Origin of the sequence: Mycolicibacterium mageritense (assembly GCF_010727475.1) — a bacterium.
Classification (GTDB): domain Bacteria; phylum Actinomycetota; class Actinomycetes; order Mycobacteriales; family Mycobacteriaceae; genus Mycobacterium; species Mycobacterium mageritense.
Genome location: NZ_AP022567.1, coordinates 4150451 through 4166010 on the forward strand (window position 1 = coordinate 4150451; position 15560 = coordinate 4166010).

15 protein-coding genes are annotated in these 15560 nt (G+C 66.0%); 7 read left to right on the plus strand and 8 right to left on the minus strand.

From position 1 onward, the window contains the following. Positions 1-27: 27 nt before the first annotated feature. On the minus strand, positions 28-516 hold the full coding sequence (locus G6N67_RS20020; protein ID WP_036434510.1) for a flavin reductase family protein: 489 nt from the start codon (positions 514-516) through the stop codon (positions 28-30). A 116-nt stretch (positions 517-632) separates the two neighbouring features. Here G6N67_RS20020 and G6N67_RS20025 point away from each other — a divergent pair, with 116 nt between their 5' ends. Together G6N67_RS20025 and G6N67_RS20030 are read left to right on the plus strand one after the other, a co-directional pair. Continuing rightward, a complete protein-coding gene (locus G6N67_RS20025) occupies positions 633-1820 on the plus strand; it encodes a zinc-dependent alcohol dehydrogenase (protein ID WP_036429364.1) in 1188 nt (395 codons plus the stop codon). Between the two features lie 99 nt (positions 1821-1919). After that, positions 1920-3170 carry a KasA/KasB family beta-ketoacyl-ACP synthase gene (locus G6N67_RS20030; RefSeq protein ID WP_036429363.1) on the plus strand — a complete coding sequence of 417 codons (1251 nt, stop codon included), beginning with the start codon at positions 1920-1922 and terminating at the stop codon, positions 3168-3170. On the opposite strand, the gene G6N67_RS20035 is transcribed toward G6N67_RS20030, so the two are convergent. The 3 genes from G6N67_RS20035 to G6N67_RS20045 form a co-directional block, all read right to left on the minus strand. Then, positions 3164-4054, minus strand: a complete 891-nt coding sequence (locus tag G6N67_RS20035; RefSeq protein ID WP_081812415.1) for a cyclopropane mycolic acid synthase family methyltransferase — start codon at positions 4052-4054, stop codon at positions 3164-3166. The genes G6N67_RS20030 and G6N67_RS20035 overlap by 7 nt on opposite strands. Positions 4055-4073: 19 nt before the next feature. Continuing rightward, positions 4074-4997 (minus strand): cyclopropane mycolic acid synthase family methyltransferase, encoded by a 924-nt coding sequence (locus G6N67_RS20040; protein WP_036429362.1) that lies wholly within the window; start codon positions 4995-4997, stop codon positions 4074-4076. A 114-nt stretch (positions 4998-5111) separates the two neighbouring features. Further along, the gene (locus tag G6N67_RS20045) at positions 5112-6890 is read right to left on the minus strand and encodes an alpha/beta hydrolase family protein (protein ID WP_036434505.1); all 1779 of its coding nucleotides are present in this window, start codon (positions 6888-6890) and stop codon (positions 5112-5114) included. 131 nt (positions 6891-7021) lie between these two features. Between G6N67_RS20045 and G6N67_RS20050 the strand changes: the two genes are divergently transcribed. Beyond that, a complete protein-coding gene (locus G6N67_RS20050) occupies positions 7022-7342 on the plus strand; it encodes a hypothetical protein (RefSeq protein WP_229480150.1) in 321 nt (106 codons plus the stop codon). 7 nt (positions 7343-7349) lie between these two features. On the opposite strand, the gene G6N67_RS39530 is transcribed toward G6N67_RS20050, so the two are convergent. Next, entirely contained in the window at positions 7350-7484 is a 135-nt protein-coding gene (locus tag G6N67_RS39530) for a hypothetical protein (protein ID WP_268951220.1), read from the minus strand. Positions 7485-7911: 427 nt separating this feature from the next. Here G6N67_RS39530 and G6N67_RS20055 point away from each other — a divergent pair, with 427 nt between their 5' ends. The 4 genes from G6N67_RS20055 (at position 7912) to G6N67_RS20070 (ending at position 11466) form a co-directional block, all read left to right on the plus strand. After that, on the plus strand, positions 7912-8052 hold the full coding sequence (locus G6N67_RS20055) for a hypothetical protein (RefSeq protein WP_163642243.1): 141 nt from the start codon (positions 7912-7914) through the stop codon (positions 8050-8052). A 74-nt stretch (positions 8053-8126) separates the two neighbouring features. Continuing rightward, positions 8127-9227: a glycosyltransferase gene (locus G6N67_RS20060; RefSeq protein WP_051578480.1), complete on the plus strand. Its 1101-nt coding sequence runs from the start codon at positions 8127-8129 to the stop codon at positions 9225-9227. Next, complete coding sequence (locus G6N67_RS20065; RefSeq protein WP_036429361.1) at positions 9224-10237, plus strand: hypothetical protein; 1014 nt, start codon at positions 9224-9226, stop codon at positions 10235-10237. The genes G6N67_RS20060 and G6N67_RS20065 overlap by 4 nt, the downstream gene beginning before the upstream one ends. Before the next feature lie 113 nt (positions 10238-10350). Beyond that, positions 10351-11466 (plus strand): fatty acid desaturase family protein, encoded by a 1116-nt coding sequence (locus G6N67_RS20070; RefSeq protein ID WP_036429360.1) that lies wholly within the window; start codon positions 10351-10353, stop codon positions 11464-11466. Between the two features lie 304 nt (positions 11467-11770). Here G6N67_RS20070 and G6N67_RS20075 read toward each other — a convergent pair whose 3' ends face one another. The 3 genes from G6N67_RS20075 to G6N67_RS20085 are packed head-to-tail and all read right to left on the minus strand — an operon-like array spanning position 11771 to position 15491. Continuing rightward, entirely contained in the window at positions 11771-12907 is a 1137-nt protein-coding gene (locus G6N67_RS20075; protein ID WP_131524561.1) for an FAD-dependent monooxygenase, read from the minus strand. A gap of 17 nt (positions 12908-12924) precedes the next feature. Further along, complete coding sequence (locus G6N67_RS20080) at positions 12925-14187, minus strand: ABC transporter substrate-binding protein (RefSeq protein WP_036429358.1); 1263 nt, start codon at positions 14185-14187, stop codon at positions 12925-12927. Continuing rightward, entirely contained in the window at positions 14184-15491 is a 1308-nt protein-coding gene (locus G6N67_RS20085; protein WP_036429357.1) for an MFS transporter, read from the minus strand. Before G6N67_RS20085 ends, G6N67_RS20080 begins: the two co-directional genes overlap by 4 nt. Between the last annotated feature and the right edge of the window lie 69 nt (positions 15492-15560).

The window sequence follows — 15560 nt, forward strand, 5'->3', positions numbered from 1 at the left end:
GAACGTGCGCATCTCCACCGACTCGGGTCACGCCTGGTGCCCCGGCTCGACATCCTTGACGTCGGTGAAGGTGACCCAGTCCGGACGGCCTTCGGGTGCGTGTCCGTCGACCGGTTGCAGCAGATGCCCGACGTGGTCACCGAAGTCGAACCGGTCGAGGATCTTGCCCACGAACCAGGCCGGTGCGGCGTCGAGGATGGGTGTGCTTGCGGGCCCGCGATGCCAGCGGTGGCGGCCGAACTTGTCCATCCGGTCACCGGTTTCGCTGCCGAACCACCGGGCCAGCTCGACGTCGTCACGGCTCACCAGGTGCACCCCGAGGTGTGTCGCCTCACGCGCGACCGCGAACGTGTGGTTGTTCGGCGACAGCCCGACCAGGAACCGCGGCGGGTCGATACTGGCCTGCGTCGCGAAACCGACCAGGCAACCGCTGATTTCGTCACCCGCGCTCGCGGTGACGATGAACATCGGATAGTCGAGGCGGTCGACGAATGTCTCGAACGGTTGCTCACCCATGGTGGTGGCGGAGTTTCCCTCCACTCGGGTGGTCAAACCTGGTTTGACCACGTTGAACCGGGGTAGCCGATACCCGGCACGGCGATCCGCCGTGCGACATCAACGATAGGACTGCTGTGAAAGCCGTTACTTGGCATGGCCGGCGCGACGTGCGGGTGGACACCGTGGCGGATCCGGAGATCGAGAAACCCGGCGACGCGATCATCGAAGTCACGTCGACCAACATCTGCGGCTCGGATCTGCATCTCTACGAAGTGCTCGGCGCGTTCATGCACGAGGGCGACATCCTCGGCCACGAGGCCATGGGCATCGTGCGTGAGGTCGGGCCTGCCGTCGACGCGCTGTCGGTCGGTGACCGGGTGGTCGTGCCGTTCCAGATCTCGTGCGGCCACTGCTACATGTGCGACAGGAAGTTGTACACGCAGTGCGAGACCACCCAGGTCCGCGATCAGGGCATGGGCGCGGCGCTGTTCGGCTACTCCGAGCTCTACGGCCAGATCCCGGGCGGCCAGGCCGAATACCTGCGGGTGCCGCACGCACAGTTCACCCACATCAAAGTGCCGTCCGGACCGCCGGATTCACGCTTCGTCTACCTCTCCGACGTGCTGCCGACCGCTTGGCAGGCGGTCGCCTACGCCGACATCCCCGACGGCGGGTCGGTGACCGTGCTCGGGCTCGGCCCGATCGGTGACATGGCGTCGCGCATTGCCGGCCACCTCGGCTACCGGGTCATCGCGGTCGACCGGGTGCGGGAGCGGCTGCTGCGCGCGGAGGCCCACGGGATCACGACGGTCGACCTCGATTCGATCGAAGGATCCGTGGGTGACGAGATCCGTTCCATGACCGACGGGCGCGGTACGGATTCGGTGATCGACGCGGTGGGCATGGAGGCGCACGGTTCACCGGTCGCGCAGGTGCTACACCGCGTGACCGCGGCCCTGCCGGACATGGTCGCGAAACCCATGATGCAGACGGCCGGGCTCGACCGGCTCGACGCGCTGTATTCGGCGATCGACATCGTGCGCCGCGGCGGCACCATCTCGCTGAGCGGCGTGTACGGCGGCAACGCGGATCCGTTGCCGATGATGACGATGTTCGACAAACAGGTGCAGTTGCGAATGGGCCAGGCGAACGTCAAAAGGTGGGTCGACGACATCATGCCGCTGCTGACCGACGACGACCCGCTCGACGTCGACTCGTTCGCGAGCCACGTGTTGCCGCTCGACGACGCGCCCCGCGCCTACGAGCTCTTCCAGAAGAAGCAGGACGGGGCGGTCAAGATGATGCTCACCCCGAACACATGACTGTGTGACAAACGGGTTCTAAGGAGGCGTGGACAGTTTTAGAGTTGTAAGAGTCACCGCAGCAGATCGGCTGGTACAGGAGACCCGAAAGCACAGCGCATGGTTGCCATGACCACCGGCGACGGCTTACCGGATGTCGTCGTCACCGCGGCCGCATCGACCACGGCCCTTGCGTCCCAGGCCGAGCAGACCTGGGACTTGTTGCTGGAGGGCCGAAGCGGCATCGGCACCCTCGACAAGTGGTTCGTCACCGAATTCCATTCCCCGGTGCGGGTCGGCGGGCAGCTGACGGAGCGATTCGACGAGATCCTGGGTCGTGTTGAGCGGCACCGACTTTCGTATATGGGCCAGATGTCTGCGGTGCTGGGCCGCCGGCTCTGGGAGGATGCCGGGTCACCCGAGGTCGACACCAGGCGGCTTATGGTGTCGATCGGGCTCGCACTGGGTTCGACAGAAGAGCTTGTGCTGCAATACGACACCTGGCTGAAGAAGGGGCTGCGCGCGGTGCCGCCGACCGCGATCCAGAAATACATGCCCAACGCTCCCGCGGCAGCCGTCGGACTGGAACGGCGCGCGAAGGCGGGCGTCATCTCGCCGTTGATGGCCGATGCCTCCGGCGCCGCGGCGATCGCGTACGCGTGGCAGCACATCATCCTGGGCGACGCCGACGCCGCGATCTGTGGCGGCGTCGAAACATGGATCGAGGCGGTGCCCGTCGCGGTGTTCGATCGCCTCGGCATGCTGTCGACCGCCAACGACGATCCGCCTGCCGCGTGCCGCCCCTTCGACCTGCACCGCGACGGCATGGTTTTCGGCGAGGCCGGCGCGCTCATGCTCATCGAAACCGAGCAGCATGCCAAGGCCCGCGGCGCGCGAATCCTGGCGCGGTTGATGGGCGTCGGCATCACATCCGACTGCCATCACCCCATCGACCCGGACCCCGAGGGCATCCAGGCCGGCGCCGCCATCACGCGGGCCGTCCAGCTGGCCGGCCTCACCCCGGCCGACATCGACCACGTCAACGCGCATGCCACCGGGACGGTGCGCGGCGACCTGGCCGAGGCCCGGGCGATTCACAATGCGCTCGGCAAGCACACGCCCGCGGTGTACGCGCCGAAGGCGGCGTTGGGGCATTCGCTGGGCTCGGCCGGCGCGGTGGAGGCCGTGCTGACCGTACAGGCGCTGCGCGACGGGATCATCCCGCCGACACTGAACCTGAAGAACCCCGATCCCGAGATCGATCTGGATGTGGTGGCCGATCAACCGCGCCGGGGCAACTTCCGCTACGCGATCAGCGACTCCTTCGGCTTCGGTGGCAACAACGTGGTATTGGCGTTCGGCGCCTACTGATTTCGCTTGTCGAAGGTGAACTGCGCAACCTCGGCGATGCCGCGTCGGAAGAAGTCCGCGCAGCCCGTCAGGTAGTGCATGTAGCGCTCGTAGACCTCTTCGGACGTGGTGGCGATCGCGGCGTCGCGACGGTCGGCCAGGGCTGCCGCCCAGGTGTCGAGGGTCCGGACATAGTGGGTGTTCATGAGTTGTAGCTCGACGGTGGAAAACCCTGATACCGAGGAGAATTGGAGCACGTCCTCATCGGAGGGCAGCTGCCCGCCCGGGAAGATCTCCTTGCCGATGAACCGCGTGAACTTCATGTCGCTCAACGTGATCGCGATGCCGTGCTCACGCCAGTAGTTGATCGGATGGGTGAAGATGGTCTCCAAAACCATGCGGCCGTCGGCCGGGAGCACCCGGTGGGCCGTATCGAAGAACGCGGCGTACCGCGACTTGCCGAACGCCTCGAACGCCTCGATGCTGACGATGCGGTCCACGGGTTCGTCGAACTGTTCCCAGCCCTTCAGCAGCACCTGGTGTGAGCGGGCGGTGGGTACTTGCGCCAAAAGCTCTCGGCTGTAGGCGTGTTGGTTGCGGCTCAAGGTCAGGCCGATGACGTTGACGTCGTATTTCTCGATCGCGCGTTTCATCAGCGCGCCCCAGCCGCAGCCGACGTCCAGCAGCGTCATGCCCGGTCGCAGGCCCAGTTTGTCGAGGGCCAGGTCGATCTTGGCCAGCTGTGCCTGTTCGAGGGTCATGTCGTCGCGCGCGTAGAACGCGCAGCTGTACGTTCGCGATGGATCCTGGAACAGCCCGAAGAAATCGTCGGAGAGGTCGTAATGGGCTTGTACGTCCTCGAAGTTCGGCCGCATCTCCGCCGTCGCGGACCTGCCGTCAGCCATGTGGTGACCTCCCCCTCAGCTATACCGCTTTCTCACAGGTGAATTGGCATACGTCGGTGTAACCCTTGCGAAACAGGTCGGCGCACCCGGTCAGATACTTCAGGTACCGCTCGTAGACCTCTTCGGAGGTGATCTCGATCGCCTCGTCCTTGCGGGCCGCGAGGTTGGCCGCCCAGGTGTCCAGCGTGCGGGCATAGTGCGGCCGCAAACGTTGTTTGCGCGTGACGGTAAAGCCTGCGTCGGTGGCGTGGTCTTCGACCATCGCGATCAGCGGAATGCGGCCGCCGGGATAGATCTCGGTGACGATGAAGCGGAAGAAGCGCATGAGCGACATCGTGGTGGGTAACCCGAGTTCGGCCACTTCTTCTTTGCTGGTCGAGACGATGGTGTGCAGCAGCATCACGCCGTCGTCGGGCATCAGCTCATAGGTCTTCTTGAAGTAGTCGTCGTACTTCTCGAAGCCGAAGTGCTCGAACGCTCCGATCGACACGATGCGGTCGACCGGGTCGGTGAAGTCTTCCCACGGCTGGAGCCGAACTTCTTTGCTGCGCTTGCTGTCAGATTCGACGAAGCGCTGCTGGATGTGGGCGAGCTGGTTGTGTGACAACGTCAGGCCGATCACGTTGACGTCGTACTTCTCGACCGCGCGCATGATGGTCGAACCCCAGCCGCAGCCGATGTCGAGCAAAGTCATGCCGGGTTGCAGGCCCAGTTTGCCAAGCGCCAGATCGACTTTCGCCATCTGCGCCTGCTCCAGCGTCATGTCGTCGCGTTCGAAGTAGGCACAGCTGTAGGTCTGGGTTGGGTCTTGCCACAACCTGAAGAACTCGTTCGACAGGTCGTAGTGGGAGCGGACTTCGTCCGCCGTCGATCCATGCCGCTCGCCGGGGCGGGCGCCGATGCAGGGCAGCTCAGTTTTCGTTTTGCGTGGGGTAGCGGTCACTATCCGCTCCGTGGGGATCTCGGATCCGGTAGCTGACTTGACGTACCGCTTTCTTCATACGCCGAGACGGACGTTACTCCCTCAAACCGGTCTGAGCCAGAGGCTTTCGGCAAGTCACGGGGCTTCGGCCGCTTCTCCGTCGGTAATCTCCTTGGGCACCAAGCCATTTACCACCATGAACTGCAGCAGCGCGTTGATCGCGGCCTTCGCCGCGGTCAGCTGCGACAACCGCGCGGACTTGGGGTCGTTGAACGGCTCGAGCCGGTTGATCACGGCCGACACCTGGCTCTCGAAGTCGGTGAGCTGATACCACAGCCGGGTGTCTGAACCCAGGTCCAGCAGCTTGCGGGCGTGCGCCGCGGCCACGCGCATCATGAGCTTGTCCAGGTTGGGCGGCGACTCGGCAGGCCCGGAGCCGCCGGCCACCGCGGCGGCCGTCGTCGCGGCGCCGGTCCCGGCCAGCCCGCTGACCATCGCGAGCCCGCCGACCATGCCGCCGGGGCCGAACGCGGCAAGGCCTCCGGTCACGGCCGCCGCCCCGAATGCGCCCGCAGGCGCGGCCACGACCAGGCCGACCGGGCCCGCGGCGATCAGCGCGACACCGGCCGCGGCGGTCAGCACCCGGCCCCACGGCACCCCGCCCTTGCTGCTGACCGCGGCCTGCACGTCCTTGATCGCGGTGGCCACGGTCTTTCCCACATCACGGCGGAAGCCGAGGGCATCGGCGATGTCCTCCAGCGCCTTGATGGGGGCGTCGCCGGTGTCGATCTCGTAGGGCGTGACGCAATTGGTCAGCGCCAGCACCACGAGCTCGGTGACGGCCTCGTGCAGTTCCCACCGCTGCGGCAGTGGAGGCAGCTCACCGGCGATGAGCTGGTGCAACTCGGGTGCGAGCAACTGACCGCCCGCTGCTTGCCGGGTGAGTTGCGCGGCCAGGTCGTCCCGCAGGATCTGCAGCGTGGCGCGGTAGCGGTCGGCGCGCTCGGCGTCCTTGATGTGGCGGGCCACGGCCTCCCCGAAATGCTGCACGAGAAGGGCTGACGCTTCGGTCTCGCTCATCCGCACGGCGATGTCGGAACCTGCCGGTGCGGCAGCTTCCGGGCCCGGGTACAGCGCGTCGGCCACCAGCCCCGCGACTGCGGGATCGCCCATGTAGGTGTCGGCGTTGTGCCCGCGCACGGTCAGCATGAAGTCCTGTGCGCCGGGAAAGGTCGATGCCAAACCCCTTCCGCCCGTGACGATGTCGCGCACGTTGAGGAAGTTCGACCAGTCGTCGACGCGTGAGTACGGGAACCGTTTGAGCAGTCGTTCGCTGCCCTCGTGCAAGGCCCGGATACTGGCCGGGCTGCCGATCGTGATGAACCGGCGCACGTGCACACCTTCCGGCAGATGGTCGAGGAGGTCGATCGCGATGACGCTGCCGAGGCTGTGACCGATCAACAGCAGTTCACCCTCGTCGGGCAGCGCGTTGAGGATGCGCAGCATCACCGCGGCCCGGATGCCGTCGTTGCGGATGTAGCGGCGGACCTGGTCGAGGTCGTAGACCGACAGGTACTCGACGACGCCGCTGGGCGCGGAGTTCCACACCGGGTCGGGGATCAGGTTGAACCCGTAGGTCCGGACGCCGAACTGCTGCCCGAGCAGCCGCTGCACGCGGGCCTGCCTGCGTTCGAACTCGCGGCGCGCCAGCGCGTCGTCCTTGGCCTTGTAGGTGATGGGCGGCAGCTTGGCGGTGATCCCGTCGGTCTTGAGCAGGTCGCTGTAGCGCGGCGCGAGCACGTCGGCACGGTCGACCGGATCGAACCCAGCCTGCGTGAGGCCCCGGTTGAGGCCGTCCAGCCAGTCGTAGTCCCGGTTCCCGTCCCCGATGCCGTGCAGGAAGACGACGTGCATTGCTCAGCTCCCGTTCGCGATGATCGATCGAGTCCACGGTAGCGATGGCACGATGGCTGTCGGCGTGCCGGAGCATGGAGAGGAGTTCGGAGGCGGATGTGCCCCTGATCGATGTCACGTGTGGTCCACGGGTGACCGACGACACCCGCGAGCGTTTGGCTCAGGCGCTACCTCACGTTGTCTCCCTGGCGGTCGAGTGCCGAGACGAGCCCTATGAACGCAACCTGCAGCCGGGCGATGTGGTGATCCGTTTCCACACTGTCGGCCCGTTCGACCGCTTCGACATCGACGTGCTGATCGAGGTCAAGTCGAAGTACTTCGGCGACCGGGCAGAGGACCGGCAGCGACGCGCCGAAGCCATCCGCGATGCCGCCCAGGATGTGGCCCAGGACTTGGTGATCGGTGTGTACCTGACGCTGCCGATCGCGGCGTGGGCGCAGACCGGGGACTAGCTGACCGTCAGTGCTTCTTGGGATGCAGGACGTTGTCGGTTGACGACGACTCTGCGCTCTTGGCGCGCTTGACCGCACGCTTCTCCTTGAGCGACTTACCGGACTTCTTGCTCATGCTCTGCCGTGGCGACTTGTCAGCCATTGTTGGCCCCTTGTGATGTGGGGGCCTGTCGTGGTCCCGGTCCTTCGACCGTACGCGCCGCGTCGGCGAACTCGCAATGTCGGTATCGGTGCTGTTGACAATGTACTCCGCGCAGCGTTGACTGAGGTTCTGGCCCGGATCCCGCCACCAGGCACGAACGATCCACTGCGCTAGCAGGATGCACCAGTTTTTCTGCGGTACAGCGAAATTCGGTTCAGTACACACACAATGCGGTAGCGGCGTGCTTTCGGACAGGCTGAGGCGTCGAACGCGAACCGGAGCGAGGCCGATGCGCGTACCTGCCGATCAGCAGCGAATCATCTTTCTCAGATCCAGGATTCGCGTTGCGCGATGACCGTGGCCAACCGACGGCCTGCCGGCGTGCATCGGTCTTGATGCACGGCGCAACAGAACCAGAGAGACGAGCATGACGCACATCACCGAACCTCGGGCCATCGGCAACCATGCCGACATGGGCCCCGCGGTGTCGAAAAAGGGCACGGATACCGAGGATTCGAATGATCCACCAGTCGCACCTGCCGCCGACCGCCGGTCGGAGACGCGTTGACCGCGTCGTCGACACTGCACTTGGTTGGTAGTCCCATCACCGAGCGTCCTGGTCTCAGCCCGCTGAATGTGGGGATGCTCTGTACATTCCCACCGACACGGTGCGGGCTGGCCAGGTTCAGCTCGGGGCTCGCCGCAGGTCTGTCCGCCAACGGCGTGAACATCGGCGTGGTCCGGGTGAGCGATGGCATGCCATCCCAAGGCAGTCACGTCATCGGTGAATTGGTCAATGGTTCCGCAACGTCGGTGGCTGAGTGCATCGATCTGCTCAACCTCAGCGACATTGCCCTGGTTCAGCACCGGTTCGGCGTCTACGGTGGCGCGGACGGCGATGAAATTCTGGAGATCATCGGCGGGTTGGATGTCCCGGCAATCGTAGTCGTCCACACGGTGCCCCGTGACCCGTCGCCGCGCCAACGCGCTGTGCTCGAGCAGATCGTGGCTTTGGCCGAACGCGTGGTGGTGTTGTCCGATACGGCCAACGGACGGCTCAGTCGTGCCTTCCGCGTCGACGGCTTGAAAATCAAGACGATTCCGCACGGCGCGACGATTCCCACCGGTGGATCGGTCAAGCGAGGCAACAGGCCCACGCTGTTGACGTGGGGTCAGCTGGGTCCGGGCAAGGGGATCGAGCGGGCCATCGACGCCATGAGCGCTCTGCACCAACTCAACGGCCGGCCGCGGTATCTCGTCGCGGGCGGGACACATCCCAAGGTGCTCGCCGCCGAGGGCGAGCAATACCGTGACGCGTGTGTGCAGCAGGTCCACGACAGTGGGTTGGCAGGCGTGGTGTTCTTCGAGTCCGGTTATCGCGACCGGGAGTCGTTGAGCGCGCTGGTCCGGTCCGCCGCAGTGGTGGTGCTGCCCTACGACTCCACCGAACAGGACACATCCGGTGTGCTCGTGGAAGCCATCGGCCATGGTCGGCCCGTCGTCGCCACGGCTTTTCCACATGCAGTGGAGCTCCTCGGGAGTGGCGCGGGCATCGTCGTCGCGCATGATGACCCCGACGCGTTGAGGTGGGCGTTGCGCAGCGTGCTCACCCAGCCACGTCTGGCAGGCGATATGGCGGCCGAGGCGAGAAGGCTGGCTCCCTCGATGGCGTGGTCGATGGTCGCCGCGTCATATCAGGCTGCTGCACAACAGGTTTTGTCGATTCAGCCGGAACGCATATGACGGGTATCCCGCAGCCGAGGTTCGACCACCTGCATCATTTGACTGACGCCCGCGGTACCTTCGAGCGCGCCTGTCTCTCCGAGCCGCAGACCGAGAATGGTTACCGGACAGAAGATATGGCCCGTGTGCTCGTTGTCGCCACCCGGCAACCCGGGGCAGACCAGGCGGTGCGCCGGCTGGCGGGGGTGTCGATACGTTTCCTGAACGAGGCGCAGACCGTGAGCGGTGCCTGCCGCAACCGCATGGCGGGCACCGGCGCCTGGGTCGATGCGCCGGCGCTGGAAGAAGCCTGGGGACGCTGCCTGTGGGGACTTGGCGCCGCCGCGCACAGCGCTGACGGCATGGTCCGCACGATGGCCGTGATCCAGTTCGAGCGTGCGGCGCGGCGCCGATCGGTGTCGCCACGGGCCATGGCGTTCGCAGTGCTCGGCGCCGCCGAGATGCTTACCGTGCACCCTGAACACGGTGCGGCGCGCGCCCTCGTCTCTGACTATGCCGTCCGTGTTCCCGCACCGAGCGGCTGCACAAGCTGGCCGTGGCCGGAGCGCAGGCTGACCTACGCCAATGCCGTTCTCACCGAGGCGATGATCGCTGCGGGCATCGTTCTCGACGACACCGAGCTGTGGAACCGAGGGCTCGACCTGCTGGCCTGGCTCGTGGCAGGCGAGACCGTGAACGGCCACCTTTCGCCGACACCCGCTGCAGGCAGGTCGGCCGACGACATCCGGCCGGGATTCGCCCAGCAGCCGACCGAGGTGGCCGTCCTCGCCGACGCCTGTGCCCGTGCCGCAACCGTCGATCCGCGAGCCATCTGGCCCGATACGGTGCGAGCCGCCGCAGCATGGTTCGAGGGCGCCAACGACGCGGGTGAACTCATGTGGGTTCCCGGCACGGGCGCGGGATTCGACGGATTACATGCCGACGGTGTCGACCGCAATCAGGGCGCGGCGGCCACCCTGGCGGCCATCTCGACGTTTCAGCAGGCGCAACGGTATTCGCACGCAGTGTGATGACGTCGGTCACGCGCTGTGGCGGGAACCGGCATTGACGGTTACCCTCGCGGATAACACGCCCAGGTGGCCCGGACACGCGCCGCACATCGACGAACCGGGATCACACACAGGTGGCAATCAGCGACAGCGCGGCGTACGCGCAAATGAGCCGCGCCGACATCGAGGCTTTCGGTGCCGAGCTCGACAGTATCCGCAGCGACATCGAGGATTCGCTCGGCGAGCGCGACGCGGCCTATATCCGGCGCACGATCAATTTCCAACGGACACTTGACCTGGCCGCGCGGCTGCTGATCGCCGGCAGCCGATCGAGAACCGGGTGGTTGGTGGGGACGGTTTCGCTGGCATACGCGAAATCGGTCGAGAACATGGAGATCGGGCACAACGTCTGCCACGGCCAGTGGGACTGGATGAACGACCCCGAGATCCACTCGAGCACGTGGGAATGGGACATGGTCGGCCCGTCCGCGCAGTGGCGTTACTCGCACAACTACCGCCACCACGTGTTCAGCAACGTGCTCGGCGTGGACGACGACCTTGGCTTCGGGATCCTTCGGATGAGCCGCGATCAGGCCTGGGAGCCACAGCATTTCATCCAACCGCTGCGTAATGTGCTGCTCGCCATGATCTTCGAGTGGGGCATCGCGCTGCACGGCTTCTATTCGGCACGCGACCGGGCGGATACGGCAGCCGGCAAGCTGGATGCGCGCCAGGTGTTGCGAGCGAAGATCGGCAGGCAGTTGGTCAAAGATTACCTCATCCTGCCCGCGCTGAGCCGGCGTCGCTGGCGCCGGACCCTGGGAGCCAACCTCACGGCCAATCTGTTGCGCAACCTGTGGGCGTATGTAGTGATCTTCTGCGGGCATTTCCCCGACGGTGCCGAGAAGTTCACCGCCGACACGCTCAAGGACGAGACCAGACCGGAGTGGTACCTCAGACAGATGCTGGGTACGGCGAACTTCAAAGCCGGTACCGTGCTGGCGTTTTCGAGCGGGAATCTGTGCTACCAAATCGAGCATCACCTGTTCCCGGATCTTCCGAGCAACCGGCTGGCCGAGATCAGTGTCCGGGTACGAGAACTGTGCGACAAGTACAACGTGCCCTACACCAGCGGGCCGCTGTCGCATCAATACCTTCAGACGCTGCGCACCATATTCCGGCTCGCACTGCCTGACACCGGTTGGCGCGGCGTGCGATCGGCACTACGGTCGTCGTGGCGCAACGGATGACTGAGCGACGCCACCGCGCCGGCCGGGATCCCGAAAAGGAACATCGCTTCTGTTGTCCCTGGGACATCGCTGTCGGCCAGGGAGGAGCTTTCGGCCAGTGGGTGGGCCGCCCGGCCACTGCTCAGCTCCAACGGTCACGAAGACCGTGGCGACGAGCAAGTCTGTGAATCCGACGAAGGCGGTTTCCAATGTCTGTTCCGCTGGCTTCCAGTAGACGCCCATATTGCAGAGCTGTCAACACAAGCGGTGCCATATCCCCGTCGGTGACGGAATCGCTTGCGGAGCAATCCGTTAGCCGAAATGATCACGGCTCTTCCACAGTTCTGACGATGTCGGTCAAGCGCACCGAGACCGTCGCCCGCCGGTCGGCGTAACCACGTGCGGCCCGCTGGATTTCGGCGGTCTGTTCGGTCCTGATGCGCTGGTACTCCTGCAACGCCGCGGTGTAGTCGTCATGGCCGGCGCCCGCGATCTGCGTGGCCAGTTCGGCCGCGTCCTGAAGGGCCTGGTTGGCGCCCTGTCCGCCGAACGGCGTCATGGGGTGTGCGGCGTCGCCCAGCAGCGCGATCCGGGCCGTGGTCCACCGGTCGATGGGATCCCGGTCGTACACCGGGTGCATGTAGACCGGGCCGGTCGCGGCGAGCAGCATCCGCGGCACGACGGGATCGAACTCGTCGAACTGCGCGGCAAGCGCTTCGAGGTCGGCCTGGGCGGACCACAGGTGCAGCGGTGGTTCGTCCACCCCGAGCGTGGCGTCGACAGCGACCTGCCTGCCGGCCCGCACCGGCATGGCGATGACGTGTTTGGCGTAGTCGTCCGAATGCCACGACCGCAGCCGGTCGTTGGGCCCGTCGAGACAGTCCGCGGGGCTCACGGCCCGGAAGATCACCGAGCCACAGTAGTGAATCTCGTCGCTGCTGAACATCTTCCGCACGGTGGAGCGCAGCCCGTCGGCAGCGATGACCAGACCGGCCCGGGCGGTCTCACCGTTGGTGAAGCTCAATTCGACGTGATCGTCACGTTCGGTGATCGCGGCCAGCTGATGGCGCAGCCGCACGTTCTCGGCCCCGACGGCCCCGACCAGCAGACTGTGCAGATCGGCCCGGTGCACAGTGCGGGGCGAGACCTCGGCGTCTGCGTAGCCGAACCGTCCGTGTTCGCCGTCGGCGTCGGGTGCCGCACCGTAGTCGGTGACCTTCTCGAGCCGGCCGAGCTGGTCGCGGTTCTCGAAATATGCGGTGGCCGACGAGATCTCGTTGAACGCGTCGATGATCTTCCATTGCGAGAACAGCCGCAGCGTCTGCGGCGAGATGCCCAGCGGGCCGCCGACCTCGCCGAGCTCGCGGGTCTTGTCGAACAGCACGGGACGGTGGCCGTGTCGCTGCAGCGCGACGGCCGCGGCCAGGCCGCCCAGGCCGGCGCCGACGATGGCGATATCCATGGTCTTGCCTTTCAGGTTCAAGGGATTCGGGCCAATGCCTCGGCGTCGAGATACACGCCGGAGAGCACGTCAGGCCGATAACTGGTGACAGTGTGGACATTGCACAGTGGCAGCCACAGCCCGTCGCCGACGATCCGCCGTTGGGTGTCGTGCACCAGCTCACGGCGCGCGGCAGGATCGGCACAGGTGAGTTGGGCGTCGAGCAGGGTGTCGAGCTCGTCGGGTTCGGTGCGGCGGTTCATGTTCCGTTGGGTGACGGCGAACTGGTAGCGCAGCACGTCGGGGTCGCTTCCGGTGAAGTAGAAGAACCGGAAGTCGTAGTCCCCGGATTCCTGCCGCCTGCGCAGCTCGGGAAAGTCGACATCGCAGAGCGCGAGCTCGACGCCATGGTCGGCCCACTGCGCGGCCACCGCGTTAAGGACCGCGGTGTCGACGGGGGAGAACGTGCTGTTGAACACCACCTCGAACCTGGGCCGCCGGCCGTCGAGCAACCGGTGCGCGGTTGCCGGATCGTAGGTGAGTTCGGCCGTGCAGTCGCGATAGTCGAGCGTCGGCGGCGTCAACACCGAGGTGGCGACGGAGTAGCCACTCGGATCGAGCAGCGGTTGCAGGCGTGGCCGGTCGATCAGCAGCGACAGCGCTCGGCGGATTCGCGGGTCGGCAAGCAGACCGCGGGATGCATTGGGGCACAGCCCGTAACTGATGCCCGGATTGTCCAGTGCGGCGGCTGCAAACCCGTCGACCGGCCCGGGGTAGAGGTCGCCCGAGACGGACTTCTGAAATATCAACCGGCGGGCTCCGTCACGCAGCCCCTCGGCCGTCCGTGCCCAGCGCCCGGTGCCCAGTCCCGCCCGGCTCGTGATGGCGAGGTTCACACTGGCCAGCGACCGCAGGAACGCCGCGTTGTGTCGCGTGAAGCGAAACGTCACGGTGTCGCCGTCGGTGTCGACTCGGTCGAGCCCGGTGAGCATCGTCACGGCGGCCGGAAGCGGTGAAACCCGCTCCAACGCACGGATTTCGGTGAAGCTCTGCGCGACGGCGGTGGGGGTGAGCGGTGTGCCGTCCGAGAACGCTCTGTCGGCGCGGATCTCCAGATCCAGGGTCAGCTGGTCGCGGTAGCGCCACGACGTGGCGAGCCAGGGCAGCAGTTCTCCGCTGCCGGGATCGACGTCGAGCAGGCTCTCGTAGACCTGGCGGCAAAACGTCTTCGAGATGCTGTTGTACGCCAGGCGCGGATCGGTGGTGAGCTGGTCGGTGGGCCAGCCGTACGTGAGCGTCATCGCACAGCCACCAATCGGGTTGCCCGGCACGCCGAGCGGGCCGCCAACGCCGCCGCCACGCCGACCACCGTCATCAGCGCGGCGACCCCGCCGAACAGTTCGGTGCCCAGGCCGTCGATCATCGTCGCGCCCATCGCCACGCCGATCGCGGCGCCCAGTGCCCGCAGGTAGTGGTACAGGCTGGAGTCGAACGCGATCTGTGCGGAGTTGGTCAGCACATTGGCGGCCAGGGAGCTCCACAGGAATCCCATCGCGCCACCCATGAGCGCGGCGCTGAGCAGTAGCGGGTGTCCCGGCAGGACGACGCTCAGCCCGGCCGTGATCAGGAACAGCGCACCGATCCACACCAGGCGGGTGTTCTTGGCGTTGTCACCGGGCCTGCCGAATCTCAGCACCGGGATCAACCCCGCGAAGAACGCCATGGGAAGCAGATACAGCGCCGAGCCATACGAACTCACGCTGCGTACCTGCTGCAGGAAGTAGATCAGCGACAGCGTGAAGACGTTGGTGGCGATGCCGGCCACGAACACCACGAAGAGGCTCTGGCGCAGAACGGGATTCGGGGCCTGACGGTAGGCCCGGACGACGATGACGGTGATGCCGATCATGGTCGCGGCGACACACAGGGCCACCTTGGTGGGCACGGTGCCGGCCGCGCCGATCACCAGGAAGATCGCGAGCTGCACGACCGCGAGGCCGACGACCGGGATCGCCGCGCGGCCGCTCGTGGCGTCCTCGTGCGTGGTGGCCGGTCGGGCAGGTGCCAGCGCGAGCAGGGCCATCGCGATCACGGTGGTCGCCACGGTCTCGTACGGGAAGGAGCGCCAGCCCCACAGGTCGTTGAGCAGCGCGGTGATCAGCGGTGAGCACAGCGCCGACGCCGACACCACCAGACCCCACGTGCCGAGGACTGCCGAGTGGTGATCGGGATAGAACTGCGTCCGGATGATGCGGAAGATCTGCGGCGCGAGCACGGCCGACGCGATGCCCTGCAGGAACCGGATGGTGATCAGTATCCAGAACTGGGGGCTGAGGCTCGCGGCGATGCCGAGCACGGCGAGCACCGCCGAGCCGGCGAAGAACGCGGCCGTCGGTGAGTACCGATGCGACAGCAGGCCCGCGGGCAGCAACGCCAGACAGAAGCCGGCCAGGAATGCCACACCGATGTAAGCGGCCTGCGAGAACGGGATGTCGAAGTAGTCGGCGATCGCGGAGTTCAGCAGCACAGCCGACGACGAGTTGGAGTAGAGGGTGTATTCGGTCAGGTAGAGCGACGCCGCAACGGCGTATAGGGACGGCTTCATGACGCCTCGAAGCTGATAGCAGGGTCAGTGGGTTGCGCGAGCTAACCCGAGATCCTCTTCAGCGGCGCC

Excerpts from the sequence above, each read along its gene's own strand:
- G6N67_RS20020 (WP_036434510.1), bottom strand. The coding sequence starts at position 516 with ATGGGTGAGCAACCGTTCGAGACATTCGTCGACCGCCTCGACTATCCG.
- G6N67_RS20045 (WP_036434505.1), bottom strand. The coding sequence starts at position 6,890 with ATGCACGTCGTCTTCCTGCACGGCATCGGGGACGGGAACCGGGACTAC.
- G6N67_RS20030 (WP_036429363.1), top strand. The coding sequence starts at position 1,920 with ATGGTTGCCATGACCACCGGCGACGGCTTACCGGATGTCGTCGTCACC.
- G6N67_RS39530 (WP_268951220.1), bottom strand. The coding sequence starts at position 7,484 with ATGGCTGACAAGTCGCCACGGCAGAGCATGAGCAAGAAGTCCGGTAAG.
- G6N67_RS20060 (WP_051578480.1), top strand. The coding sequence starts at position 8,127 with ATGCTCTGTACATTCCCACCGACACGGTGCGGGCTGGCCAGGTTCAGC.
- G6N67_RS20075 (WP_131524561.1), bottom strand. The coding sequence starts at position 12,907 with ATGGATATCGCCATCGTCGGCGCCGGCCTGGGCGGCCTGGCCGCGGCC.
- G6N67_RS20065 (WP_036429361.1), top strand. The coding sequence starts at position 9,224 with ATGACGGGTATCCCGCAGCCGAGGTTCGACCACCTGCATCATTTGACT.
- G6N67_RS20085 (WP_036429357.1), bottom strand. The coding sequence starts at position 15,491 with ATGAAGCCGTCCCTATACGCCGTTGCGGCGTCGCTCTACCTGACCGAA.
- G6N67_RS20035 (WP_081812415.1), bottom strand. The coding sequence starts at position 4,054 with ATGGCTGACGGCAGGTCCGCGACGGCGGAGATGCGGCCGAACTTCGAG.
- G6N67_RS20080 (WP_036429358.1), bottom strand. The coding sequence starts at position 14,187 with ATGACGCTCACGTACGGCTGGCCCACCGACCAGCTCACCACCGATCCG.
- G6N67_RS20055 (WP_163642243.1), top strand. The coding sequence starts at position 7,912 with ATGACGCACATCACCGAACCTCGGGCCATCGGCAACCATGCCGACATG.